Annotated in this window: 26 protein-coding genes and 1 pseudogene; 1 reads left to right on the top strand and 26 read right to left on the bottom strand. The window is 38.0% G+C overall.

Annotation, left to right across the window (positions count from 1 at the left end):
* Nucleotides 1–483 precede the first annotated feature (483 nt).
* From purR to metG, 10 genes are all read right to left on the bottom strand, one after another.
* Nucleotides 484–1,296, bottom strand: coding sequence for a pur operon repressor (gene purR / locus BME96_RS00335; RefSeq protein WP_019376372.1), 813 nt, complete (start codon nucleotides 1,294–1,296; stop codon nucleotides 484–486).
* Between the two features lie 65 nt (nucleotides 1,297–1,361).
* Nucleotides 1,362–2,213 (bottom strand): 4-(cytidine 5'-diphospho)-2-C-methyl-D-erythritol kinase, encoded by an 852-nt coding sequence (gene ispE, locus BME96_RS00330; protein ID WP_071648007.1) that lies wholly within the window; start codon nucleotides 2,211–2,213, stop codon nucleotides 1,362–1,364.
* 171 nt (nucleotides 2,214–2,384) lie between these two features.
* Nucleotides 2,385–2,570, bottom strand: coding sequence for a small, acid-soluble spore protein, alpha/beta type (locus BME96_RS00325; RefSeq protein WP_019376374.1), 186 nt, complete (start codon nucleotides 2,568–2,570; stop codon nucleotides 2,385–2,387).
* Nucleotides 2,571–2,844: 274 nt separating this feature from the next.
* A complete protein-coding gene (gene veg / locus BME96_RS00320; RefSeq protein ID WP_019376375.1) occupies nucleotides 2,845–3,111 on the bottom strand; it encodes a biofilm formation stimulator Veg in 267 nt (88 codons plus the stop codon).
* A 217-nt stretch (nucleotides 3,112–3,328) separates the two neighbouring features.
* Nucleotides 3,329–4,201 carry a sporulation peptidase YabG gene (gene yabG, locus BME96_RS00315; RefSeq protein WP_019376376.1) on the bottom strand — a complete coding sequence of 291 codons (873 nt, stop codon included), beginning with the start codon at nucleotides 4,199–4,201 and terminating at the stop codon, nucleotides 3,329–3,331.
* 218 nt (nucleotides 4,202–4,419) lie between these two features.
* A complete protein-coding gene (rsmA, locus tag BME96_RS00310) occupies nucleotides 4,420–5,298 on the bottom strand; it encodes a 16S rRNA (adenine(1518)-N(6)/adenine(1519)-N(6))-dimethyltransferase RsmA (protein WP_071648006.1) in 879 nt (292 codons plus the stop codon).
* Nucleotides 5,291–5,860, bottom strand: coding sequence for a ribonuclease M5 (rnmV, locus tag BME96_RS00305; protein ID WP_019376378.1), 570 nt, complete (start codon nucleotides 5,858–5,860; stop codon nucleotides 5,291–5,293). The genes rsmA and rnmV overlap by 8 nt, the downstream gene beginning before the upstream one ends.
* Nucleotides 5,861–6,688: 828 nt before the next feature.
* Entirely contained in the window at nucleotides 6,689–7,942 is a 1,254-nt protein-coding gene (locus tag BME96_RS00295) for a resuscitation-promoting factor (protein ID WP_071648004.1), read from the bottom strand.
* A gap of 279 nt (nucleotides 7,943–8,221) precedes the next feature.
* Nucleotides 8,222–8,992, bottom strand: coding sequence for a TatD family hydrolase (locus BME96_RS00290; protein WP_019376380.1), 771 nt, complete (start codon nucleotides 8,990–8,992; stop codon nucleotides 8,222–8,224).
* Between the two features lie 78 nt (nucleotides 8,993–9,070).
* Nucleotides 9,071–11,032: a methionine--tRNA ligase gene (metG, locus tag BME96_RS00285; RefSeq protein ID WP_071648003.1), complete on the bottom strand. Its 1,962-nt coding sequence runs from the start codon at nucleotides 11,030–11,032 to the stop codon at nucleotides 9,071–9,073.
* Between the two features lie 317 nt (nucleotides 11,033–11,349).
* Between metG and BME96_RS00280 the strand changes: the two genes are divergently transcribed.
* Nucleotides 11,350–11,631: a transition state genes transcriptional regulator AbrB gene (locus tag BME96_RS00280; RefSeq protein ID WP_019376382.1), complete on the top strand. Its 282-nt coding sequence runs from the start codon at nucleotides 11,350–11,352 to the stop codon at nucleotides 11,629–11,631.
* A 758-nt stretch (nucleotides 11,632–12,389) separates the two neighbouring features.
* Here the strand turns inward: BME96_RS00280 and rsmI are convergent.
* The 16 genes and pseudogenes from rsmI to dnaX form a co-directional block, all read right to left on the bottom strand.
* Nucleotides 12,390–13,271: a 16S rRNA (cytidine(1402)-2'-O)-methyltransferase gene (gene rsmI, locus BME96_RS00270; protein WP_071648001.1), complete on the bottom strand. Its 882-nt coding sequence runs from the start codon at nucleotides 13,269–13,271 to the stop codon at nucleotides 12,390–12,392.
* The gene (locus tag BME96_RS00265) at nucleotides 13,249–13,542 is read right to left on the bottom strand and encodes a GIY-YIG nuclease family protein (RefSeq protein ID WP_019378920.1); all 294 of its coding nucleotides are present in this window, start codon (nucleotides 13,540–13,542) and stop codon (nucleotides 13,249–13,251) included. The genes rsmI and BME96_RS00265 overlap by 23 nt, the downstream gene beginning before the upstream one ends.
* Nucleotides 13,529–14,275, bottom strand: coding sequence for a tRNA1(Val) (adenine(37)-N6)-methyltransferase (locus tag BME96_RS00260; protein WP_019378919.1), 747 nt, complete (start codon nucleotides 14,273–14,275; stop codon nucleotides 13,529–13,531). The genes BME96_RS00265 and BME96_RS00260 overlap by 14 nt, the downstream gene beginning before the upstream one ends.
* 76 nt (nucleotides 14,276–14,351) lie before the next feature.
* The gene (gene yabA / locus BME96_RS00255; RefSeq protein ID WP_202395589.1) at nucleotides 14,352–14,663 is read right to left on the bottom strand and encodes a DNA replication initiation control protein YabA; all 312 of its coding nucleotides are present in this window, start codon (nucleotides 14,661–14,663) and stop codon (nucleotides 14,352–14,354) included.
* A gap of 50 nt (nucleotides 14,664–14,713) precedes the next feature.
* The gene (locus tag BME96_RS00250; RefSeq protein WP_019378917.1) at nucleotides 14,714–15,538 is read right to left on the bottom strand and encodes a PSP1 domain-containing protein; all 825 of its coding nucleotides are present in this window, start codon (nucleotides 15,536–15,538) and stop codon (nucleotides 14,714–14,716) included.
* Nucleotides 15,539–15,543: 5 nt separating this feature from the next.
* The gene (gene holB / locus BME96_RS00245) at nucleotides 15,544–16,533 is read right to left on the bottom strand and encodes a DNA polymerase III subunit delta' (protein WP_071648000.1); all 990 of its coding nucleotides are present in this window, start codon (nucleotides 16,531–16,533) and stop codon (nucleotides 15,544–15,546) included.
* 26 nt (nucleotides 16,534–16,559) lie between these two features.
* Nucleotides 16,560–16,994, bottom strand: a complete 435-nt coding sequence (locus BME96_RS00240) for a YaaR family protein (RefSeq protein WP_071647999.1) — start codon at nucleotides 16,992–16,994, stop codon at nucleotides 16,560–16,562.
* Nucleotides 16,995–17,042: 48 nt separating this feature from the next.
* Nucleotides 17,043–17,372, bottom strand: a complete 330-nt coding sequence (locus BME96_RS00235; protein WP_019378914.1) for a cyclic-di-AMP receptor — start codon at nucleotides 17,370–17,372, stop codon at nucleotides 17,043–17,045.
* A pseudogene (tmk, locus tag BME96_RS00230) lies at nucleotides 17,341–18,013 on the bottom strand (dTMP kinase). Before tmk ends, BME96_RS00235 begins: the two are co-directional and overlap by 32 nt.
* A complete protein-coding gene (locus BME96_RS00225) occupies nucleotides 18,010–19,446 on the bottom strand; it encodes an aminotransferase class I/II-fold pyridoxal phosphate-dependent enzyme (RefSeq protein ID WP_071647997.1) in 1,437 nt (478 codons plus the stop codon). Before BME96_RS00225 ends, tmk begins: the two are co-directional and overlap by 4 nt.
* 185 nt (nucleotides 19,447–19,631) lie before the next feature.
* Entirely contained in the window at nucleotides 19,632–19,823 is a 192-nt protein-coding gene (locus BME96_RS00220) for a sigma factor G inhibitor Gin (RefSeq protein ID WP_019378911.1), read from the bottom strand.
* A gap of 64 nt (nucleotides 19,824–19,887) precedes the next feature.
* Nucleotides 19,888–20,151 (bottom strand): pro-sigmaK processing inhibitor BofA family protein, encoded by a 264-nt coding sequence (locus BME96_RS00215; RefSeq protein ID WP_019378910.1) that lies wholly within the window; start codon nucleotides 20,149–20,151, stop codon nucleotides 19,888–19,890.
* A gap of 257 nt (nucleotides 20,152–20,408) precedes the next feature.
* Nucleotides 20,409–20,624, bottom strand: coding sequence for a YaaL family protein (locus tag BME96_RS00210; protein ID WP_019378909.1), 216 nt, complete (start codon nucleotides 20,622–20,624; stop codon nucleotides 20,409–20,411).
* Between the two features lie 18 nt (nucleotides 20,625–20,642).
* Complete coding sequence (recR, locus tag BME96_RS00205; RefSeq protein WP_019378908.1) at nucleotides 20,643–21,239, bottom strand: recombination mediator RecR; 597 nt, start codon at nucleotides 21,237–21,239, stop codon at nucleotides 20,643–20,645.
* 395 nt (nucleotides 21,240–21,634) lie between these two features.
* Nucleotides 21,635–21,955 (bottom strand): YbaB/EbfC family nucleoid-associated protein, encoded by a 321-nt coding sequence (locus tag BME96_RS00200; protein ID WP_019378907.1) that lies wholly within the window; start codon nucleotides 21,953–21,955, stop codon nucleotides 21,635–21,637.
* Between the two features lie 42 nt (nucleotides 21,956–21,997).
* Nucleotides 21,998–23,686: a DNA polymerase III subunit gamma/tau gene (gene dnaX, locus BME96_RS00195; protein ID WP_071647996.1), complete on the bottom strand. Its 1,689-nt coding sequence runs from the start codon at nucleotides 23,684–23,686 to the stop codon at nucleotides 21,998–22,000.
* Nucleotides 23,687–23,770: the final 84 nt, after the last annotated feature.

Genomic DNA, 23,770 nt, shown 5'->3' with positions numbered 1-23,770 from the left:
AAGAAAAGAAATTCCTGCTTAATTATTAAAAAAAATAAAATATTTATAAAATAATTTTAAAGCGAAAGAAAAAAGAGCTTATAAATACTTTTTCCTAAGGTGAAAGTACTATGAAAATCGCAAGCGCAACCTTTAAATAAAACTATAAAAAATACCACGCAACTATTTCTAACATATCGGAATCACTCAATGAATCGAAAAATAAATAAACTGCGACGTAACTTGGTAGTACTGTAAACAGCCGTTTCGGAAAATAACGTATAATGAACAAAATATGGCTAGTTTGCGAATGTCATCGGCGGATTATCTTGCTCTCCTGCCGATTTATTTGCTCTCCGGAGGATTATCTTGCTCTCCTGCCGATTTACTTGCTCTTCGGCGGATTATCACCGCTCCGTTGTTCATTGTTGCCGCACTACGTCGCAGTTCCCTCCTACTACGAATGTACGCGATAACGTTTTATCCCAACATTTGCAGTAGGGCCTATTTAATCAGATTACCTGCATGGACTTCTATACTTTTCTCTTTAATATTTACATTGGATATCTTAACAAGAGATGTATAATCTTCAACGACACGCTCTTCTTCCTCATCATCAGCTTCTGCTAACACACCAATAGAGGTAACATTAGCATTAAATTCATCTAAAAGATTTACAATCCCATTAATTGTGCCTCCGGCTTTCATAAAATCATCAATGATACATACATTAGCACCTTCCCAAAGGCTTCTTTTCGGCAAGACCATTGTTTGAATCTTTCTTGATGATCCAGATACATAATTAATACTTACAGAAGAGCCTTCTGTAACCTTAGGATCGCGTCGTACAATAACTACAGGTACATCAAGGAAGGAAGCAACGGCGTATGCAAGAGGAATTCCCTTTGTAGCTACGGTAACAACGACATCAATATTTAAATGTGAAAAAGCAGATGCAAAAATCCTGCCTATTTCTCTCACCATTTTAGGGTCACCAAGCAGATCACTCATATAAAGATACCCACCTGGCAGAATACGTATTGGGTCCTCCAATTCCTTACACAATGTATCAATAAATTGCATGTTCTTTTGCTTAGAGGATTCAGGGATAAACATTACTCCTCCAGCAGCGCCTGTTGTTCGCTTAAGAAACCCGAGCCCTTCACTTTGGAACACACTGTCAATGATATCCATATCCTCACTGATTGAAGCTTTTGTTGTATTTAAAAGGTCCACAAAATAAGGAAATTGTGTATGTTTTCTTGGATTTTCAACGAAAAAATTCGTCAATGCAACCAACCGATTACTTCTTTTCATTTCTACACCTCAAAACCGAATATTTACCAATTAATATATCATTATTATATGTTTTTTAGCAATAGCTAGCCTAGCAGTCGTACAAGGTATACCTCGTCACAAAAACCACACATACTATTATAAATCCTTCTGGCTTTACTGTGATGCTCCACTAAGCCGTACACGGTGGGGCCACTGCCACTCATTAGAACACCAGACGCTCCCGCCTGTACCATTGCTTTTTTTATGCGTAGAACCTCTGGATGTAAATTCATTGTTATGGCTTCCAATGAATTGCCAATATAGTCACACATCAATTGAAAATCTCCACTGTTTAAAGCTCTAAGTATTTGACTTGTATTCGGATGGGAGATTTCCTTCATGTCAATACGCTGAAAAATTGTTCGCGAAGATACTCCAATGTCCGGCTTTGCTAAAACAACCCAGCCAGGTGGGGGCGAAGGAAGTCTTTCTATCTTTTCTCCCCTACCTGTAGCAATCGCTGTTTTACCTTGAACACAAAAGGGCACATCCGTACCAATCATGTCACCCATTTCCTGCAATTTCTCTGTCGGGATATTTAATGACCAAAGCCGATTTAGCCCTCTTAATACAGCTGCCGCATCTGTACTTCCTCCACCAAGACCAGCTGATACAGGAATCGATTTTTCAATATTAATCCGAACTCCCTTACGAATACGATATGTATCCTTGAAGACTTTTGCAGCCTTATATGCTAAATTTCGTTCATCACTCGGTACATATCTGCTCTCCAATGCAACCTCAATCCGGTCTTCAGCGATTTCAGACAACATCACCCTATCTGACAAGTCGATCGTTGTCATAATCATTTCCACATTATGATAACCATCTTCTCTTTTACTTAATACATCAAGGGATAAGTTTATTTTTGCAGGGGCATTTTCAAAAAGTGCCATCACCGTCACCTTCTTGTATATAGATATTCAAATTGTAACATATTAATAAACATGAAAGCGACTGCTTAATGATAGGCGAAACAGATGTATTTCTATCTTCACTCCTAGCACACTTCATCACTTAACTTAATTAAAAGTACATATATTTCTCTTCTTTAAAAAGAGCAAACCCTATTCGGATTTGCCCTTCTGCTGCATATTTTGCTCAGCCATTTCAATAGCCCTCTTTACCATGTTACCGGCATCCCTTGCCCTAATGCCTCCCCAACCTTCCTGCTGTACCGTGTCGTAAAATCCTAACTCTTTAGCAATTTCTTCTTTCAAGTGGTCTGACATAATCCCTCTTCGTCTAGCCATGAAAGAACAACCCCCTTTAATTAATGAGTTACCTTACGACACTTATAGTTTATGTGTTTATGGAGAATTAACTCAGGCAGATACTTGTAAAAAAGGAAATAAATAAAAAAGACTCAGCGCCTTGCAAGGAAGGGGACAGGCTAAACTCGCTCCGTCCTTCGACACTGGAACGCCCTGTGCGTCGGATCTGGCCGTTCCTCGATAAGAACAAAAACCAGAATTTCTCACATTTTATACGTTAAAAAGTCATACAAAAAGCAGTAAACAAAATTGTTCACTGCTCAAGGATTGTTGCTATTGTTCTTTCATCTAAAAAACTTAACTCTACGGTTTCCGTTAGAACATCTGCGTAGCTGTATGAAACACGCTCGAATGCATTTTCTTCTTGGTCCAGTTCAACAATAAATACTGAAGGGTAGGTTTCAGCAAGTACACCCGATCGCTCGATCGTTTTTCTGCGACCACCGTTCGCTTTAAGTGTTAAACGCTTTCCAACGTGACCTTCAAGACCTTGCTTAATTTCGATTAATGTTTTAGCCAATACAATCCACCTCACTGATTTAATTATAGCACAGGCATGTATTATAGTCAAATAAAACTTTATATTATAACAAGATACCTTTTTTCTTGTCAACAATAATATTTGTCTATTTCTAATATTATTTGTAAATGTTAACAAATTATGTATCCTTTTTTGTCAAAATTATAAAATGCAGACAAAGAGGTCGTTCTTTCCTCCCTTTTTGTCTGCATAAAAGTTAGTAATTTTCCAGATTGTCGTCTATATATGGAAGCCCAGTTCGAAGGATACCTCTTGTTTCCACCCCGCCCATTCCTTTTGTGCCAGTTAATGTATTACGCAAGGTTTCCCATACATTGACCTTCTCCATAAATGGTGTATACGCTATTCTGGCTGCTACATATACTGGGTCCAAGGCATGAATATTCACCCTTAATGGTGAACTGGCAAAATTGGCACCCGCACGAATAAGCGATTCGAAGTGTGATTGGCAAGCCCCTGCAAAAATTATTAATTGGTCCATGTGTGGATTAATATTCCTCGCTTCCCTTACAGCTTCTGTAAAGTACTTGGAGTGCCTATATGCATGGAGGTCTCTTTTTGCTCCTTTATTCTCCGAATACGAATCATGTCCTGTTATAACAATTATATCTGGTTGTATTTTTTTAACTAAATCCCCAATTTGATGAGGCATATCCTTTTCATGAACATGGACACCATGAATATGCAGTCCCATACGTTGGTATAGCTCAATACACTTTTTCAGATAGGTTTGGTCCCCATCCAAGTGAAGTACCTTTGCAGGCAGTTGAAAATAGCTTTCCTCGTATTTATAACCGTCTGTTGACTGGTAATCGCGTTTTTCCTTCATTAGCTTGTAATCCTGGCGAAATAACCGATAGGAGAACTCTTCTTTTTCTATTTCTTTTTTTCGTCTTTTTTCAAGTTCTCTTCCCTCAACCTTTACCAAATCTTTTGCTGGAGCATCTGCTTCCAGGCGAAAATCCTCTCCGTGTAATTTCACCTTCTCCTGGTGTATAGAAGCAACACGAAATAAAAGATCATGCTTATAAGATATTCGTGTTACTAATTCTCCTTTTGAAAAGCTCATACATTCACCCCACAGCCCTTCAAGACAAAATATTACTTCTATAGGCTATGAAAGCAATTAGCTATCTGTGCCATTAGGGAACCTGGATATTGTGCTAAAAAAGAATATTTTTACGAAGCTGCAGAAAGGCAAAAAAGCTAAAACGCCTATATGGATGTGGATTTATGATTGTTTACTATATTAAAAAAGCTATTGTGGCAGGCACAATAGCTCTCTTACTATTTTCTATTCCGATAAAACGCATTTGCCATTCGAGCAAATTCCTCCATGCTGAGGGATTCCCCTCTTCTCGTGCCGTCAATCGCTATTTCTTCAAGAAGGAGTGAGATTTCCTCTTTATTATAATCATGTTTAAAATGACTTAGTAAATTATTTCTTAATGTCTTTCTTCTTTGTGCAAAACAAGCTTGAACAAGGGTAAAAAAGAAATCTTCATCATCTACCTCTACTGGTGGTTCTTCCCTTGTAACTAAACGCAGAATTGCGGAATCAACGTTTGGCTGAGGCATAAATACTTGTTTTGGGACATTCATTACCACTTTTGCATTTGTATAATATTGAATAGCAATCGTTAAGGATCCATAACTTTTACTATTCGGCTGTGCAGCCATCCGTTCTGCTACTTCTTTTTGGATCATAACTGTAAAGCTTGCTACAGGAAGTTTTTCCATTAGTAGCTTCATAAGTATCGGTGTTGTTATATAGTATGGTAAATTTGCTACGAGATGCACAGGCTGATCGGGATGAAAGTACTCTTCTATTGAAGTTCTTACATCTGCTTTAAGAATATCTTGATGTATAATTGTTACATTATTATAATCACTTAGGGTGCTATTTAGAATGGGTAATAAACGCTGATCAATTTCAAATGCGAGCACTTTATCAGCATGTATGGCTAACTGCTCTGTTAATGCACCAATACCTGGGCCGATCTCTATTGCTCCTGCTCCCTTATCAATTCCTGCTTGCTTCAAGATATTTTCCAGAATATTAGCATCCACAAGAAAGTTCTGTCCCAAGCTTTTTTTAAAGTGAAAAGAGTAGGTGGATAAAATTTCCTTTGTACGAGAAGGGGTCGCGATAAACTTTTTAGACATCCTTATTTTCCTCCTGCTGTATCTGATTTATAGCTTGTTCGAACTGTTGCTTTGTTATCTCAAACATGGTAAGCCGCTTAAGTAGTTGTTTTCCATTTGTGTGACCGATATGAAGCAGTTCTCCAATTTTTTCTCTACGCTTGCTCGCTTTATTGCCGCCAAGTAGGCCATAATAAACGAGATCTTCTTTTGTTATCTCACTCGTTTTCTCTTCCGCCAATTCATAAACGCCAAGCAAAGCATTTTGAATTGCTTCATTGGTTGCGTGCTCGATACCAAGGCTTTTATTTTGTGGATGTTTTGCTCGTGCATTATCTTGTGTCAGAAAAGCATGCTTGCATCCTGGAACTGCTTGATCAATAATATGGCGAATACGTTCACCAGGATAATCCGGATCTGTAAAGATAATAATACCTCTTTTATCTTTTGCATGCTTAATCCTTTTTATAATTTCTTTGTTAATAGCTGATCCATTGGTTTCAATTGTATCAGCATGAACAGCTTGTTGGATTCTTGTTGTATCATCTCTTCCTTCTACAACAATTACTTCTTTTATCTTCAATCTTTTTCCTCTTTCTCTATTAAATTAAATTTATGATTGCTTTACCTTTACACAGCTGGAGTAAAATGCGAACTGGAGAAATCTTTTATAAGTATTAAGCCATGGTAGAAGCGGATAACCCCATTGATTTCCACTTCAGGGGGGACGCTTTCCACCGGCATGGCTTCAGCCGCTTCCTCCGCTACGCTCCGTCCAGGGTCTTCAGCTCATGCTATTCCGGTAGGAGTCGCCCCCCTTCCGCTCCAATCAATTTGTACAAAGCACATTCCGGGTGTAGGTGAACGCAATTTTTATTCCTAGATATAATAGTAAATAGTAGCGAAGGGGAAATATGGAGACTCCTCGAAAATGAAAATACACATTTTCTTCGTGCGATGCCCTGCTGACGAAGCTTTCCTTGTCCTGTGGGAGGAGAGGCCTCGATGAGACCCCGCAACGCGTATAGGGGCTGGAAGGCTAAAGACGCGACGTCCTGGGACTTCGTAAACTCGTCCCACCGAAAACATTTGGGGCTGCGCATACTCGCCCCACCAAACCCCATTGTCGCAACGCTTTCATGACCAACATCATGTTGGCCCGAGGTTCATCAGCCGCCCCCGAAAAGCGCAGTGTTTTTCCGTAGCGGTGTTATTAAGTTAATTTTAGTGATTTATTTTTCGAAACGGCCGTTTAAAGAACTACCAAGTTAGTTCGCAGCTTATCTATATTATGAATTTCTTTAACATTTAAATTACCGTTTAATCATAGTAGAATAAAGAATACTCTTATCATGATATCATGATAAGAGTATTTTTTCCTTTATTTTATGAACTTATAATTAATGCATTGTTAATCAAGAACCTTTACCTGAACTGTTCTTCGTCCCCAGCTGTAGGCGGCGCTTTTCGTTGGTACATGGATATCAATACGATTTCCTACAATATGTCCACCTGTATCACCTGCAATTGCTTCTCCATATCCCTCTACCCATACTCGGGAGCCTAACGGGATAACACTTGGGTCTACAGCAATTACTTTTTTGTTTGGATTGGCATTTAAATTAATCCCTGTAGTTGTATAACCAGAACAACCAGAGCAGCTTGCTGTATAAGCACTTGCACTCATTGTGTAAACTTTTCCACCAGATTTTTTTTCTGATGGCTCAGACTTCTTACTAGACTTAGGCTTTTCACTGGATAGAGTAACTACATTTGCCTTCTCCTTCGCCTGTGCTTTAGGCTGAGGGGCTTTTGTACCAACCGCAACAATATGCTTTTGACTCTCTTTTGTTACTTTTTCATCAATTAATTCACGTTTTACTTCTTTTCCGTTTTCCTTGATCACTTTGTATTTCTTAACTACCGCTCCATTCTCCCCTTGAGAAATAACTTTTTCCTTGCCCTTAGCCAATGAACTGTCATTTTTTTTCTCTGTTTCAAAAGCAATTGACTCTGTTACCTCATCGGTTACTTTCTCTACATCAATAACTTTAATAGTCATATCTTTATCTACTTGTTTATCAAGACCTGGTTCAATTTTATCATCATCATCATAATCTATATTTGCTTCTGCTAGCAGATCCTTTACCGATCCGCCTGTAGTCCAGCTCTTTTTGTCTTTTTTTCCATCTTTGATTGTAATTTGGTAGGCTTTTTTCACATCAATATGTAGTCCATCTTGAATTGCTTCACTGCTTTTATGTGAGATTGCATCATGATCTGTAAATTCAAGATTATTCTCTGCGAGGAATTCTTTGATAGTAGATTTTGTAGTGTAATATTCCTTTTCTTCTCCATCAATGCTTATAATAACCTTGTTTGCTGTCTTATAATCGATTTCCATACCAGCTTCGATAGGTGTATCCTGTTCATGTGATAATTCATCATGTTCTCCTACACTTATTCCAGCCTCTGCCAGTAACCCTTTTACTGTATCCGCATGTGTTTTTACTGTTTGCTTTTCTCCGTTATCTATTACTATTACTTCTGCCTTCGATGCTTCAAATAGTACGAAACCTGAAAAAACGACAAGTGCCAAAACACCAATACTTGAAATTACCAGCTTCATTTTAGACGCCGGCATCAGCTTTGAAAAGATTCGCATGCTCCTGCCTCCCTTTAACGCATTTTGATTATATTAACAGTTATATGCAAAGTCAAAGCTTTTCCGTTTACGGTTGGTTTACATTTAAATTACATCAGGTTGTCTATATTACATTTATGTAACAAAAGTGTGGGAAAACATTGGCAGGACAATATCCCATGATTTTCCTCCTTTGTAACAAAAAAGACCAGATTATTCATCTGATCTCTAAAAAAAATAGTCCTTTTTTCATAATTTGTTAAAAAGGGAAGGATTTTCTCCTTGTGAATTTTGCAATCCTTATGAATTGATCTTAAAAAGATTCCTTGCATTTTCTGTCGTTATTTTACCAACTTCCTCGAAAGATATCCCCCTAATTTCAGCAATTTTTTCTGCCACAAGTTTTACATAAGCTGGCTCGTTTCTCTTTCCACGATTTGGATGTGGTGCTAAAAATGGGGCATCTGTTTCGATTAACAACCGATCTAACGGCACCTGTGCCGCAACTTCCTTTGGTAGAGGGGCATTTTTAAATGTTACCGGGCCACCTAATGAAATGTAGAAGTTCATATCCAAGCAGGCTTGTACATAATCAACGGAATCATTATAACAATGCATGATTCCTCCCACTTCTTTTGCATTTTCCTCTTGCAATATTTTTACTATATCCTCCGTAGCTTCCCTGTTATGAATAATAATTGGCATATTTACTTTTTTGGCTAATTGGATTTGCTTACGGAATACATCCTTTTGGATATTAGCAGGTGATTTATCCCAATGATAATCCAATCCCATTTCCCCAATAGCTACTACTTTAGGGTGAGAGGATAATTCTTCAATCCATTGTAAATCTTCATCCGTCATGTCAATTGCATCTACCGGATGCCAGCCTACAGCTGCATATATGGTGTCATAATCCTCTGCTATTTCAATAGCTAAGGGTATCGTCTCTCTATCAAAACCTACCACAACCATGTGCTGTACCCCTGCATCAAACGCCCGCTGAATCGTATCTGTCCGGTCCTCTTCAAATTGCCTCGCATTTAAATGAACATGTGTATCAAATAGCATGAAATTCCTCCTTGTATATAACCTGCGTAAAATGGAAAAGGCCAATCATTGATTGACCTTCCCCTCATTATATTTCTTTTATTTAATTACAGATCCATTAGGTAAAGTTTCATCAACTGCTGTCAGAACAAGCCCTCCATCTGCGTCTTCTCCACAAAGGATCATTCCTTCTGACATCTCGCCACGCAGTTTAACTGGTTTAAGGTTTGTTATACAAATTACCTTTTTTCCGATTATATCCTCAGGCTCATAATATTTAGCGATTCCAGAAACTACTTGACGTTTTTCCGTTCCTACATCCAGCTGTAGCTTTAATAGTTTATCTGCTTTTTTAACTTTATCTGCCTGAATTATTTCAGCAACACGCATATCTACTTTCATAAAGTCATCAAACTCGATAAGCTCTTTGCTTCCACTTTCTTCTTTTACAGGTTTCTTCTCTTCCTGCACTGGTGGTTTTTGCATCATTTGCTTAATTATTTGTACTTCCTTTTCCACTTCTAACCTTGGGAAGATTGGCTCACCTTTTTGAACACGTGTGCCTGCTTTAATTTGGCCATCTGTATAGACACTATCCCATTCTTTTAAGGCTTCTTCTGTAATATTCAACTGTCTGAAGATCTCTGTAGGTGACTCTGTTAAAAATGGCTGAAGCATAACTGCTGCTTTTCTTAGTGACTCGGCTAAATGTGCCATTACGTTACCAAGTCTCTCCTTATTGGACTCATCTTTTGCCAAAACCCATGGCTCTGTTTCATCAATATATTTATTGGTCCGGCTAATCATTTGCCATAAGGAGGATAATGCAACAGAGAATTGCATATTTTCCATTGCTTCCTCTACTTTTTCAACGGATTCCTTTGTAAAAGCTTCTAGAGCTTCATCAACAGCTGTTTCAGAAGCCTTATATGCAGGTATTTGTCCATCAAAATACTTCTCAATCATCGCAATTGTACGATTTAGAAGATTTCCAAGATCATTTGCCAAATCATAATTCGTACGTTCTACGAATCCTTCTGGTGTAAATACACCATCAGATCCAAATGGAACTTCTCGTAATAAATAATAACGTAAAGCATCAAGGCCATAGCGATCAGTTAGTTTTACCGGATCCACTACATTTCCTTTTGATTTAGACATTTTACCGTCCTTCATCAAAATCCAACCATGAGCAAATACCTTTTTAGGTAAAGGTAAATCCAATGCCATTAACATAATCGGCCAGTAAATTGTATGGAAGCGTACAATTTCTTTACTCATTAAATGTACGTCTGCAGGCCAGAATTTCTTATACTTTGATTCATCCTCCGAACCGTAGCCTAATGCAGTGATGTAATTCGTTAAAGCGTCGATCCATACATAAATGACATGCTTTGGATCACCTGGCACTTTTATTCCCCAATCAAAGGTAGTTCTTGATACGGCCAAATCCTCCAAGCCTGGTTTTATGAAGTTGTTCAGCATTTCATTTTTACGACTTTCCGGTTGAATAAACTCTGGATGCTCATCATAAAACTGAACAAGACGATCAACATATTTACTCATCTTAAAGAAATAAGATTCTTCTTTCACCTTATCCACCGGGCCACCACAATCCGGGCAATGACCGTCATTTAACTGGCGTTCCGTAAAAAAGGATTCACATGAAGTACAGTACCATCCTTCATACTGGTCAAGGTAAATATCTCCTTGTTTAAGAAGCTGATCAAATATTTTTGCAACAACTTTTTTATGTCTTTCTTCCGTGGTTCGAATAAAATCATCATTGGATATTTTTAATTTCTTCCAGAGGTCTTGAATGCCACTTACAATATCATCCACATATTCCTGTGGCGTCATGCCTTTTTCTTCTGCCTTTTGCTGGATCTTCTGACCATGTTCATCTGTACCTGTCAGATACATGACTTCATATCCGCGCATCCTTTTATAACGAGCAATTGCATCACCTGCAACTGTTGAATAAGCATGTCCAATGTGTAAATTGCCACTTGGATAGTAAATTGGAGTAGTTATATAAAATGTCTTTCCGTTTTTTTCCATGAATCTACGTTACCTCCTCAATCCATTCCCAACATAAATTTAAAACTATTTCTATTGTAGCTTTTATCACGGATTTTGCCAAATACCGTGCAAGTATAGTATTAACCTAAAAGTGTAATCAATTAACAAATTTTCTACTATATTTGTATTTTTTAGAAAACCATATTGACATAAAAAGGATTACTTGATATTCTATTGCGTAGATATATGTCGAAAAATGACGATTTTTTTATATCATATAATAATAAGGGGATTGAATGCTTACATAAAGTAAAATTATTCAGAGCACTCTTTCTACCTAATAAGGGGGACAAATGTTGAAATCTACAGGAATAGTACGTAAAGTTGATGAACTTGGGCGTGTGGTAATACCAATTGAACTGCGTCGTACACTGGATATCCATGAAAAAGACGCTATGGAAATTTACGTGGATAATGATAAAATCATCCTAAAAAAATACCAATCTAATATGAGTTGTCACCTTACTGGGGAAGTATCTGAAGATAATCTTTCTTTAGCAAATGGTAAACTTATAGTTAGCCCTGAAAGTGCTAAACAATTGGTTGACGAAATCCAATCCAGTCTCAACAAAGAATAAAGAGAAACGTTGAGCTGGTCTTGGGGGTCGCTAAAAAGCTTGATATCCATTAAAAGAACAAGAGCTGTCAAATGACAGCTCTTGTTCTTTTATTTATAACTATTAATGAGATTAAAGTAATTCGTAAAATAGATAAACTACGACGTAACTGTAAGTATTGTAAATTACTGTTTCTAAAAGATACACTACTAAAATATATTTTAATACGTTTTGATGATCATCTACCGCCATTGATTTCCATTACAGATGAACGCTTTCCGCCGGCATGGCTTCAGCCGCTTCCTCCGCTACGCTCCGTGCAGGGTCTTCAGCTCATGCTATTCCGGCAGGAGTCGTGGGCCAACAGGACGTTGGTCATGCAATCGTTGCCACAGGACGTGGCGTTTTTAGATTGCCATCTTCCATTCCAATCAATTGGTATGTGCTATTGATTAATTTGAGGTATTTAAGAATTGAATAATTAGCTCTTATCTTTAATCTTTGAGATATACACCTTAGCGAAGGAAAAATATGAAGACTCCTCGAAAATGAAAATACACATTTTCTTCGTGCGATGCCTTGCTGACGTAGCTTTCCTTGTCCTGCGGGAAAAGCGAGACTAGCGAGACCCCGCAGAACGTAACGCTAGTGGAGTTCGAGGAGGCTTGCAGGCCGCCCGCGGAAAGCGTAATATTTTTCCGCAGCGAGATTTGGTGCTCCACCACTAGTTCGCATTTCCCTCCAACTACGTATTAATACATGATTTAACTAAAGCCTGTTTATTCCTCTTCTATATGATATGCCTGATAAATTTCCCTTTTTGGCACATTGCGATCAACTGCTGTTTGCTTAATTGCCTGTTTACTTGATAATTGCTTTGAATCAATATAATAGTTTACATGTTCCATAACAGATAATTCTTCCCACCATACAGTTTGTTCTGATTCCTCTTCTTCGGAGTCATTACCTTCAACAACTAAACAAAACTCTCCCTTCAGTTCCCCATTCTCTGACCAGGAGATTAGCTCTTCTATGGAACCACGAGCATATTCTTCAAACCGCTTCGTAAGTTCACGTGCAATTACTAAGCGTCGATTCCCAAACACTTCCATCATTGCTTTTAACGTATCCTTTAAACGATATGGCGATTCATAAAATAATAAGGTTGCTTGCAGCTTTGCCAACCTATTTAGCTCAGTTATTTTGTCCTTCTTTTTACGAGGTAAAAATCCGTAAAAATAAAAAGCATCTGTAGGAAGACCAGAGCCAACCAGTGCACAGAGAGCAGCATTCGCGCCAGGAAGTACAACAACCTTTTGATCCTGTTCAATTGCGTGCTTTACCAATTCATAACCTGGATCCGATATTGCAGGCATACCGGCATCACTTACAATAGCAACCTGCTCCCCTTTTCCCAGCCTAGTTATTAATTGATCTTCCCTACTCATTTTATTATGCTCATGATAACTAATTAACTTTGTTTTAATTTCAAAGTGATTTAATAGCTTTCTTGTGTTCCTCGTATCCTCAGCCGCAATAATATGTGCATTTTTAAGGGTTTGTAAGGCACGATAAGTAATGTCTTCTAAATTACCAATGGGAGTGGGTACAACATAAAGCGTGCCCGATTCTTCTTTTTCAAAGCTTTTTTGAATTCTCATATTCAATCACTTCTTTCAACCTGTCCCGGATTAATTGAAATTTTTCCGTCCGTGACAATTGTTTAATCTGATATTCCTTTTGCATAGCTGCTTGCTTCGTAGGGAATTTTTCAATATACATTACTTGAAACGGGCCTCGCCCTCTTGTATATTTTGCCCCTTTTCCTTCTTCATGCATATTTAACCTATGCTCCATGTCATTTGTATAACCAGTATACAATGTGTCATCACTACATTTTAATATATATACAGTATGTTCATATTCTGTCATAAATAATATCCTCAGCCTCTTTTGTATAAGTTCCATCATCTTCATAAATATATAATGGTGGTAAAACTTTTAGATCAGGCTTCCCATCTCGAATGCCTTCAATTAAAAGCATATTTGCTTCCTTATTTCTCTTTGGATAAACGAATTGAATTCGTTTTGGTTCCAGCTTATATTGTCGGTAAAGATTGATAATGTCAACCAGCCTCCCCGGGCGATGTACCATTGCTACTTTACCGCCTGGGCGTACATGAAGCTTACATGCCTTGACTACATCTTCCAAGGTACAGTAAACCTCATGCCTGGCAATCGTTAAATATTCATTTTGATTATGTTCTGTTTTAGAAGGTGTAGGAAAATAAGGAGGATTGCATGTCACTACATCAAACGTGCTTTGACCTAAAACGGACTGCATTTCTTTCAAATCACCATGAAGAACCTGAAGCTGTTCACCCAGTTCATTTAAATCTATATTCCGTTCAGCCATGTGGAAGATTCGCTTTTGGATCTCTACACCTGTAATTTTTGCTTTCGTTTTACCAGATAATAATAATGGAATGACCCCATTGCCTGTACATAAATCCAAAATATTTCCTTTTTTCCTTGGTATAGATGCAAAATAAGCGAGTAAAACTGCATCAAGGGAAAACGAAAATGCGGAAGGGCTTTGGATAATTTTCATACTCTCATCTGCCAGCAAATAATCCAAGCGTTCATCATCATATAATTGTACCATTTCTTTTTCCTTTCTTAGCTGCTTACAACAGGCCGCTTAAAAGAAAGGCTGTCCCAAAACGGAGACAGCCTTTCTTTTATTTCGTTTTATTTAAAAAATCCAGGCAAAACATACAATCCTCATTACGCCTTGGGCTACCAAATTCAAGATTACATATATGGAATCCTTCTTCATATAATCTCGCTAAATTATCATAGCCTTCACCAGGGAAGCTCTTTGATTTTTGTTTGTTTTTAACTTTTGCCTCTTGTTCTTTATTTGTATGTTCCAAGTGGTTTCGCAAATTGTGGTTTTCCATAGCTAATCGGTGATTTTCCTCTAACAAATCACTTAATCGGCCTTTCAAATCACCTAATTGTTCATATAGTTCACCTATTTGCTTTTCCATATCAGAAACCTGATCAAAAATTTGCCTGTTTTTCACGCCTACTCACCCCATTATTCTGTGGCTTGCGCTAGAATTCCTTCTTCTATTAGTTCATCCATAGTATATTCGATTACTCGTTCTAATTCTGGAATTTCGATTTGGATGAGTCGTTCTAGGATGTTTAGACCAACTACTTTTCCTTTACCTAATGGTGTTCGAATAGTCTGTCCAATATCAGGTAACACACGTTTTGCTTCCTCGTATTCGTCATTTTCATACTTGAGGCAGCACATTAACCGACCACATAAACCGGAAATCTTTGCTGGATTAAGAGATAAGTTTTGATCCTTGGCCATTTTAATTGAAACAGGTTCAAAATCCCCCAAAAATGTGGAACAGCAAAGCATTCTTCCACACGGACCAATACCTCCAAGCATTTTTGCCTCATCACGGACACCTATTTGCCGTAATTCAATCCGTGTTTTAAACATCGCTGCCAAGTCCTTAACAAGATTACGAAAATCAATTCGTCCATCTGCTGTAAAATAAAAGATAATCTTATTCCGATCAAATGTATATTCTACTTCTACTAGATTCATATCCAGTTTATGTTCTATAATCTTTTGGGTACATGTATCAAAAGCTTTTTTTGCATGTTCCTGATTTTCAACTATAGTAAGCTTGTCTTTTTCATCTGCTAAGCGTAGTACCTTTTTCAATGGAAGTACGACATCTTCTTCGTCAACCTGCTTACTCGCAAGGACAACCTTCCCGAATTCCACGCCACGAACTGTTTCTACAATAACATAACTGTCCAATTCTATTGCATGATCTCCTGGATCAAAATAATATATCTTACCCGCTTTTTTAAAGCGGACACCAATCACTTCTATCAAATCACTCACCTCTGTATCTGAAGTGCTAACTGCTCTATTACTAATGTTGGCTGCACATTTTGCTTCAGCTTTCTTTTTGCTTGTAACACAGCATCCAATGTCTCTATTAACATATGTTGTGAAAAAGACATTGCCGCTTTTTGAAGCAACTCATCATCCAAAGTAAAGAATACGAGCGAGCTTTCATTACCTATTTGGTAGTAAAGAATATCTTTAAATGCTAAAAGCAGCAAATCCATGCCTTGTTCTTGTTCCGTCTTATCTTTAAAATGATTTATCCAATGGTTATGAACAAAAAGAAAGACATCTTTCGGATTCGTTACAAACATTTCTACTAATTGTACCACTATCTTTCTTGCTGACGCAAACCACTCATCATTGCTCATTTCAAAGGCTTCATTTAAATTATTAGTTAATGCACTCATCAGGGCAGCATTTTTGTTTGTCATGCCCTGCTCTAATAATTGCTGTTGAAAATCTCTGGTGTTTAGTGGCTTTAAATCAATAATTTGACATCTGGAGCGGATCGTCGGAAGAATGGACTGGCTATTTTCAGTAAGCATGATTGCTGTTGTTTGTTTGCTTGGCTCTTCCAGAAACTTAAGAATTCGGTTCGCCGCATTTGTTGTTAACGTTTCGGCTCCCTGAATAATATATACTTTTTGATTTGACTCCAATCCGGAATACGTAAACTCCTTTTGGAGATTTCTTATTTGTTCTATTTTAATTGATTGTCCTTCTGGAATTACCCAATGCACATCAGGGTGATTTCCTGAATCAATTCGTTTACACTCGGTGCATGAATGACACGGCTCTACCCCATTTTTCTCTTTACAAAAAAGCCCTTTTGCAAGTAAGCGTGCAATATCTTCTTTTCCAGTTCCTCTTTTTCCCTGTAGTAAATAAGCATGGGAAATGCGATTTTTTTTCATACTGTTCATCAATATTTTTCCAGCTAACGGTTGAATATCTGCTACTTCTGCCCATGTCTTCATCTCTATCCGTCCTTATAAAAAACTTCTCACGTATATATATTAATAAGTAGTCCTTTAATTTCTCCAATCAGGCCTAAAATATCTACAGACTTCTTTTCTTGATTCATAATTTCTTCTGTCAATTCAACAAGCTTTTCATCCACTTCCTGAACGATAGATAATTGGCGGCTGCCCCCATCCATACTGAAGCTATGCGATGTGTGCAGCCCAAAACCTTTTGAAACCGTCTCCTGCAAGAAGCCTTTCACCATTCGTTTAAACTTGGCCAGTTCACGGAAAGTACGGTAACGAGCCAGTTTATCCCCCTGCAAGGAAATATCCTTAATCAATTGTTGCAAGCCTTGTTCACCTAAACGATGTACCTGGGATTGCAGTTGTTGATTAAAAGCCTTAGCATCAGCCTGTGTAGGACGAGAATAGGTTGTTTCGGTTTTTGCCTTCATTTCTGAATTAATTTTCATATAATCAGTTCCTTTTAACCAGTGCTAACAAGCTTTAGCAATGATTTATTAAAATTGAAAGAAGGATTCAATAGGCAGGATGAAACAGGTTGCCCCTCCAACCTCTACTTTTACTGGTTTTGGAATATAAGAATCCGCATTACCACCCATAGGTGAAATTGGAGCAACCATCTGCTCCCGATGAGAGCAATTTGCTTTAATGATTTCCAAAGCCTCATCTACATACGCATCCTCACAACCGATCATAAGGGTAGTATTTCCTTCCTTCAGAAACCCTCCAGTAGTGGCTAGCTTGGTTGTCTTAAAATTTTCACTACCTAACGCATCAACGAGCCGATTAGAATCTTTATCTTGGATAACCGCAATAATTAACTTCATTTCTTCATCTCCCTTTTTGCTAAATTAGTAGTAATACAATCAAATGCTTCACTCTCAACAGCATCTACCGTTTGGTCTGCATTAATTGTGTGAATACGCTCAGGGAATTTCTTAATTAATAGCTGATAAGCTTCATAAACCTGTTCATGAAAATGAAGCTTTTCCAAGTCCAAACGGTTTCTTTCTCTATTTTTATTCGCCGAAATACGTTCTAATCCTTTTTTTGGTGAAATATCAAAAAAAAGTGTTAAATCAGGCATGCAATCCTGTATGGCAAATTGGTTAATTGAAAATACCTCATCCATCCCTATTCCTCGTGCAAAACCTTGGTAAGCCAAGCTGCTATCTATAAAACGATCACATAGGACGATCTTTCCGTTTTCTAATGCCGGCAATACCTTTTCCACTAAATGTTGGCGCCTTGCTGCAGCATACAATAACGCTTCCGTTCTTTTTTCCATTTTAATGTTTAATGGATCAAGAATTACCTTTCTGATTTGCTCAGCAATTTCAATACCACCAGGCTCTCGTGTAGCTAGTACATCATAGCCGCGGGCTGTTAACTGTTGTGTCAACGATTCAAGAACAGTGCTTTTCCCTGCTCCTTCGCCACCTTCAATTGTTATAAAATATCCGCTCACGTCGTTTCTTCTCCTTCATCAATCCCTGTAAAAATCCGAATCCCACTTTGATCCCGTAATTGGATTTTTACACCTTGCTTTGCCAACTTTTCTATAGCACTTATCTGATTTCCAGTAATCCTCTGCCCTTTTAATATCAGCGGGATTCCAGGCGGGTAAGGGATTACTGCTTCTGCCGCTATATATCCTAATGCCTTTTTATAAGACACTTTTTTAGAACTATACTGCTTCATTTCACTATATGACAATGCTAATTCCTCTATTTTTTCCGGAAATAGCGTTGTTAATTCTATTGTATCATGCTTATGACTATTTTTTAATTGATCATTTATTCTTTTCACTGCTTTTTTTAACCTATTAATAGGTTCGAAGGGTTTTAATCCAAGTACAAGTAATAGTTGGTTATGGGTTACGAGCTCTGGGTATATTCCTTCTGATTCAAAAAGCTTAGCTATTTCATTTGCAGAAGCAAATTGTTTCACGTGTAACGTTAATTTTAGTGGATCTTGTCCCCTTCTTACCAACCAATAATCTGATTCATTTAATAATTGCTCTACTTCTGCTGATTTTTCAATAATCATTACTTTATCCTCTGTAGTTACTGTCGCCAAAAAGAAGCGTGCAAGATCAAGTGAAGCCATCATTGGATAAGATGGACTGCTGGATTGCAGTGCTTGCAAATAGTGAGCAATACTTTGTTCAGAAACTCTTTCTGTTCGCATATGTAAATAAGAAGACATTGTCATCGCTGGAGCCATTTTGTGTGCCGATTGCACAACCACATCTGCTCCTAACTCCAAAGCGGACGGCGGAAATGGTCGGCCGATTGAAAAATGCACCCCATGTGCCTCATCCACTAAAACAGGTATATTATATGCATGTGCTTCTTCTATCATAGCCTGGAGATCATATGTATTACCATAATAGTCAGGATATGTTAATAGTACTGCTTTGGCATCTGGATATGTGTGAATTGCCTTCTGTAATGTTGCCACACTTGGATGAGTATATCTTTCTAATTCCTCATCATATTCAGGATTTATAAAAATGGGACAGGCGCCACTAAGCTCCACCCCGTTCATAATAGACTTATGACTATTGCGCTGAACAATGACTCGCTCTCCAGACGAACATGTTGCCAGTATCATCGCAAGATTGCCGACAGTACTTCCTCCAACCAAGAAAAACGTATTGTTCGCTTGAAAAAAGTTGGCTGCCAATTCCTCTGCCTCTGCGATTATTCCATTTGGAGCATGTAGATCATCCAATCCACTTAACTCTGTCAGATCCATATGTAAAAGTGGATGAAAATAATCTTTCGCAAACTCGGGAAAGATTTCTCCATTTTTATGACCTGGTACGTGGAAAGATAATGGTCTTTGTTTTGCATGGTTAATTAGTGCTTGATATATTGGTGTCTTTCTATGATCCATTTCTATTTCCTCCACCAGCTTTTTCTATAAGTGTAAATCACTTTAGTATAAAACCCCAAATAAAAAAGCGTAGGCGCTGGAGCTGGACATGGCTCATCCAGTAATAAAAAGCAGCCAGAGATTCTAAATTTAATAGTTTCCTAAGCAAACAAAAAAAGCCTTTGCGAGCAAAGACTTGTATCTATTTACGAATATAGCTTTGGTTTAGTTATATTTTTTAATTTTTGTAGGTAGTATGCATATTTTTCTTCTCTTGGTTCAGTGTGTATCATGTTATGCTCACACTCACAGCAGATAAACATGGTATATAGATGAATACCCTTCTCCTTCGGTTCTTCACAAATACCGCAACGTTCATTGTAAGTTGATTTATTCATTTCCCCACCTCCGTTAGAAATTAGTATCTCCTAATCTAACGGAAAATATTCATAGAATATTAGTTTATATTATAAATAAATGAATTGCTGCAAGAGAGGCTACTCCAAAAAGACCCAAAAATCCGGATATGCTCGCTGTAAATAGATTAATAGGAATATGCAGACCAAAGGCTCCGCCAAATACATTTACGAAAAATAAAAACAGAATGCCAATACCTAACTTTACTGTAGCCTGTCCAATAAAGCGCATCGGTTTTATTGGCGCGCCTACAAACAATAAGAGCACAATTAAACCAATCATAATAGAAATGATGATGGTCGAACTCATTATATTACCACTTCCTTCCCTCTTCCCCTTTCTAGTATATATGTGGGAGAGAAGAAAAAAAGAACCCCACTTCATGAAGGTAGTTTCGTAGGTGAGGATGGAGATATCAGCAGGAGAGCGAATTTATCCGCCGGAGAATTAATTAATCAGCAGGAGATAATTTTGTTTAAACTTAGTGGGTCTCCTATCACTCAAGCTACTTTTTGGTATTTAGACAACAAGAAAGGCAGGATAATTATCCTGCCTTTCTTGTATACTTATTTATACCATTTCGCACTGACGTTTCGATGCCTTGCTTCTCTTAGCAAAAATAAGTATTTGGCTCGGGCTAATGCTTCCTGTTGCCTGCCTGCTTGATTTGCTTCGAAGCTTCTACCCATGAAAGATTCTATCTGCTTCCACTCATTCTCTATTTCATAAAAGGCGTCAAGCAATTGCCTATCTACATCATACTTCTTTATTTTTCTCCCCATGAGAAATCACACCTAATCCTATACATCTCTTCTGCCTTCCAATGCTTTTGAAAGGGTTACTTCATCCGCATATTCAAGATCTCCGCCTACTGGTAACCCGTGTGCAATTCGGGTTGTTCGAATACCTGATGGTCTAACAAGTCTGGATATATACATTGCGGTAGCTTCCCCTTCAATATTCGGGTTTGTCGCTAATATTAACTCTTTTACCTCTTCATCCTTCAGACGATTTATTAAATCAGGTACGTTAATATCTTCAGGACCGATACCATCCATCGGAGAGATTGCGCCATGAAGCACGTGATATTTCCCGTGGTATTCTTTCATTTTTTCCATTGCGATAACATCCTTAGGATCCTGCACAACACAAATAATGGACTGATCTCTCGTCGTATCCTGACAGATAGAACAGGGGTCCTGATCCGTAATATGACCACAAATGGAGCAATGTGTTAACTCTCTCTTTGCGTTCACCAATGCATTCGCAAAGTCAAGAACATCATCATCCTTCATATTTAAAACGAAAAATGCCAGTCGGACTGCGGTTTTCGGCCCAATGCCTGGCAATTTTGTAAAGCTGTCAATTAATTTTGAAATTGGCTCTGGATAATACATGCAGTGTGCCTCCTAAAAACAAAAGCGCAAGCACCTTGGTCACCCCTGACAAGCTTAAGCAAGAAATCGTAATGGCGAAGCAGCTAATTTCAATAACTTCTTGAAGTACTGCTTGAATATGCCTCATGCAGCTTTGCGATGAGCGTAGCGCAAGAGCATATCTCTTTTTTGCCATGTAGAGTTATTGCTTAAGACCTCGGGGGGGGGGGTAGGTGCTGGAGCTGGACATGGCTAATTCAGTAATATTAATTAATCACAGGTCCTAAAATTTATAGTTTCCTAAGCAAGAACAAAAGCGCAAGCGCCTATAAAAAGGACAGATCTAAACTGCCCTGCCCTGAACAATAGCGACTTATAGCTTTCAAATACTTGAATTTATAAGTCGCTAAAGCAATTTAGAACATTCCTGGCATGTTCATTCCTTTTGTAAACTGTCCCATTGTATCATTTGTTTTATCATCAATTTGCTTCAATACATCATTGGTTGCAGCAAGAATAAGGTCTTGTAGCATATCAACATCATCAGGATCTACTACTTCTTCTTTAATCTGAACATCAGTAATTTCTTTTTTACCATTTGCTACTACGGTAACCATTCCGCCCCCAGCAGATGCTTCAAACGTCATTTCGTGAAGCTCATCCTGTGCTTTCATCATTTTCTTTTGCATTTTTTGCATCTGCTTCATCATGTTACCCATATTTCCCATACCTTTCATGGAAAAACGCCTCCTTTATATTCAGCTCATTTTTATTTTTTATTAATCATGTATTTCTAACAAATCATCACCAACGAGCTTACGTGCTTCCTCAATTAATGGATCTGCTTGCTCCTGTTCAGAATCTGCTGGTTTTTCTTGTTTATTAATATATTCAGCTCTTAGTTCTGTCCAAGCTTTTTCAGGAATAGGTATAATCGTTAAGTTTTTACCCATCACTGTTTCCAACACAGATTCTACAGTCTCCCTGTTATCCATAAATAACGAACAATGAATTTCGTATTTAAATGCGACAATTAATATTTCATCCGAAGCTGCTGCTGGCTTACTATCCTGTATTGTAGCATGTGCAGGTGCATTTGTCGTTTTTAATTTACTTAGAAAATCAGCCCAGTGTGATTGCACACTTTTTAATGCTGGTTTTCCAGCCTGTTTTAAAGCTTCCCGTATGCGATCATATGGAATCTTAAAACCATTTTTTGAAGAGCGCGCTGGTGCTCTTCTTGTTTCCCTCTGTGGTACAGGTTGAGATTGAACAACCGGATTTTCCTTTAACATGGTCAATTCTTTCTCAAGTGTAGCTAATCTCGAAGTAAGCTTTGTGACCATCTCTGTGTCACCGGACGCTGAAGGTGTTTCTTCTTGTTGAACTCTATTTGTAAGACTTAAAATAGTTATTTCTATAAATACTTTCGGACTGTTGGTCCATTTTATTTCCTGTTGACACTGGTTTAATTGCATAATAGCATGTTGAACCCAATCAATGGAAATCATGTCAGCCAGCTGAGTAAATTCCTCTTCCACCCGGGCGCGTTCAAGTAGCCCTTCAAGGTCTGGTGCACTCTTGAAAAGTAGTAAATCACGCATAAAGTAAATCATGTCATAAACAAACCGACCCGGGTCTTTGCCATTTTGAATCAGTTCATCAAGTAACCGTAATGCATCTTCTACATTTCTTTCGTACATTGCCTTTACAATGCGATTAAGGATTTGTTGTGAAACTCCACCAGTAACAGCCAACACATCCTCCAATTCGACCGATTCCTCACTATAAGAGATGGCTTGATCTAGAATGCTTAAGGCATCTCTCATCCCACCTTCAGCAGCCAAAGCTACTGTCTCTAAGGCTTCAGAGGAAACAGAAATATTTTCTGTGCCAATAATTGTTTGCATGCGCTCGACGATTGCCTGATTGGAAATCGGCTTAAAGTCAAAACGCTGGCATCTGGAAAGAATGGTTAATGGTATCTTGTGCGGCTCCGTTGTAGCAAGAATAAATACTACATGCTTTGGTGGTTCTTCCAAGGTTTTCAGTAATGCATTAAATGCATTAACAGAAATCATATGCACTTCGTCAATAATATATACTTTGTACGGAACAACACTTGATGCATATTTCACCTTGTCCCTAATTTCACGAATATCATCAACACTGGTATTGGAAGCTGCGTCAATTTCGATTACATCAGAAATAGAACCATCCTGAATCCCACGACATGCGGCACATTCATTGCATGGTTCTTTTACCGGCGCGTGTTCACAATTAATCGTCTTTGCAAAAATTTTTGCAGCACTTGTTTTCCCCGTCCCTCTTGGACCGGAGAATAAATAAGCATGTGAAAATTTTTCCTGAATAATTGCGTTCTGCAATGTTCGGGTAATATGTGTTTGTCCAACAACATCCTGGAATTTCCTAGGACGCCAAACGCGGTATAAAGCTTGATAGCTCATAATATGATTCCCCTCTACAATCTCTTTTTATTATACTCTATTTAAGGGGTAAATGTGAACCTTAGGTGATTGAATTTATTCCTT

Origin of the sequence: Virgibacillus halodenitrificans, from assembly GCF_001878675.1 — a bacterium.
Classification (GTDB): domain Bacteria; phylum Bacillota; class Bacilli; order Bacillales; family Amphibacillaceae; genus Virgibacillus_Q; species Virgibacillus_Q halodenitrificans.
Note: the sequence above shows the minus strand (reverse complement) of the source record. Positions and strands in the feature narration are given on the sequence as shown.

Coding starts and splice junctions, on each gene's coding strand:
- purR (WP_019376372.1), bottom strand. CDS start 1,296: ATGAAAAGAAGTAATCGGTTGGTTGCATTGACGAATTTTTTCGTTGAA.
- ispE (WP_071648007.1), bottom strand. CDS start 2,213: ATGGCACTTTTTGAAAATGCCCCTGCAAAAATAAACTTATCCCTTGAT.
- BME96_RS00325 (WP_019376374.1), bottom strand. CDS start 2,570: ATGGCTAGACGAAGAGGGATTATGTCAGACCACTTGAAAGAAGAAATT.
- yabG (WP_019376376.1), bottom strand. CDS start 4,201: ATGAGCTTTTCAAAAGGAGAATTAGTAACACGAATATCTTATAAGCAT.
- rsmA (WP_071648006.1), bottom strand. CDS start 5,298: ATGTCTAAAAAGTTTATCGCGACCCCTTCTCGTACAAAGGAAATTTTA.
- BME96_RS00295 (WP_071648004.1), bottom strand. CDS start 7,942: ATGCGAATCTTTTCAAAGCTGATGCCGGCGTCTAAAATGAAGCTGGTA.
- BME96_RS00290 (WP_019376380.1), bottom strand. CDS start 8,992: ATGCTATTTGATACACATGTTCATTTAAATGCGAGGCAATTTGAAGAG.
- metG (WP_071648003.1), bottom strand. CDS start 11,032: ATGGAAAAAAACGGAAAGACATTTTATATAACTACTCCAATTTACTAT.
- rsmI (WP_071648001.1), bottom strand. CDS start 13,271: ATGAGAATTCAAAAAAGCTTTGAAAAAGAAGAATCGGGCACGCTTTAT.
- BME96_RS00265 (WP_019378920.1), bottom strand. CDS start 13,542: ATGACAGAATATGAACATACTGTATATATATTAAAATGTAGTGATGAC.
- BME96_RS00260 (WP_019378919.1), bottom strand. CDS start 14,275: ATGGTACAATTATATGATGATGAACGCTTGGATTATTTGCTGGCAGAT.
- yabA (WP_202395589.1), bottom strand. CDS start 14,663: ATGGAAAAGCAAATAGGTGAACTATATGAACAATTAGGTGATTTGAAA.
- holB (WP_071648000.1), bottom strand. CDS start 16,533: ATGAAGACATGGGCAGAAGTAGCAGATATTCAACCGTTAGCTGGAAAA.
- BME96_RS00240 (WP_071647999.1), bottom strand. CDS start 16,994: ATGAAAATTAATTCAGAAATGAAGGCAAAAACCGAAACAACCTATTCT.
- BME96_RS00235 (WP_019378914.1), bottom strand. CDS start 17,372: ATGAAGTTAATTATTGCGGTTATCCAAGATAAAGATTCTAATCGGCTC.
- BME96_RS00225 (WP_071647997.1), bottom strand. CDS start 19,446: ATGGATCATAGAAAGACACCAATATATCAAGCACTAATTAACCATGCA.
- BME96_RS00220 (WP_019378911.1), bottom strand. CDS start 19,823: ATGAATAAATCAACTTACAATGAACGTTGCGGTATTTGTGAAGAACCG.
- BME96_RS00215 (WP_019378910.1), bottom strand. CDS start 20,151: ATGAGTTCGACCATCATCATTTCTATTATGATTGGTTTAATTGTGCTC.
- BME96_RS00210 (WP_019378909.1), bottom strand. CDS start 20,624: ATGGGGAGAAAAATAAAGAAGTATGATGTAGATAGGCAATTGCTTGAC.
- recR (WP_019378908.1), bottom strand. CDS start 21,239: ATGTATTATCCAGAGCCAATTTCAAAATTAATTGACAGCTTTACAAAA.
- BME96_RS00200 (WP_019378907.1), bottom strand. CDS start 21,955: ATGAAAGGTATGGGAAATATGGGTAACATGATGAAGCAGATGCAAAAA.
- dnaX (WP_071647996.1), bottom strand. CDS start 23,686: ATGAGCTATCAAGCTTTATACCGCGTTTGGCGTCCTAGGAAATTCCAG.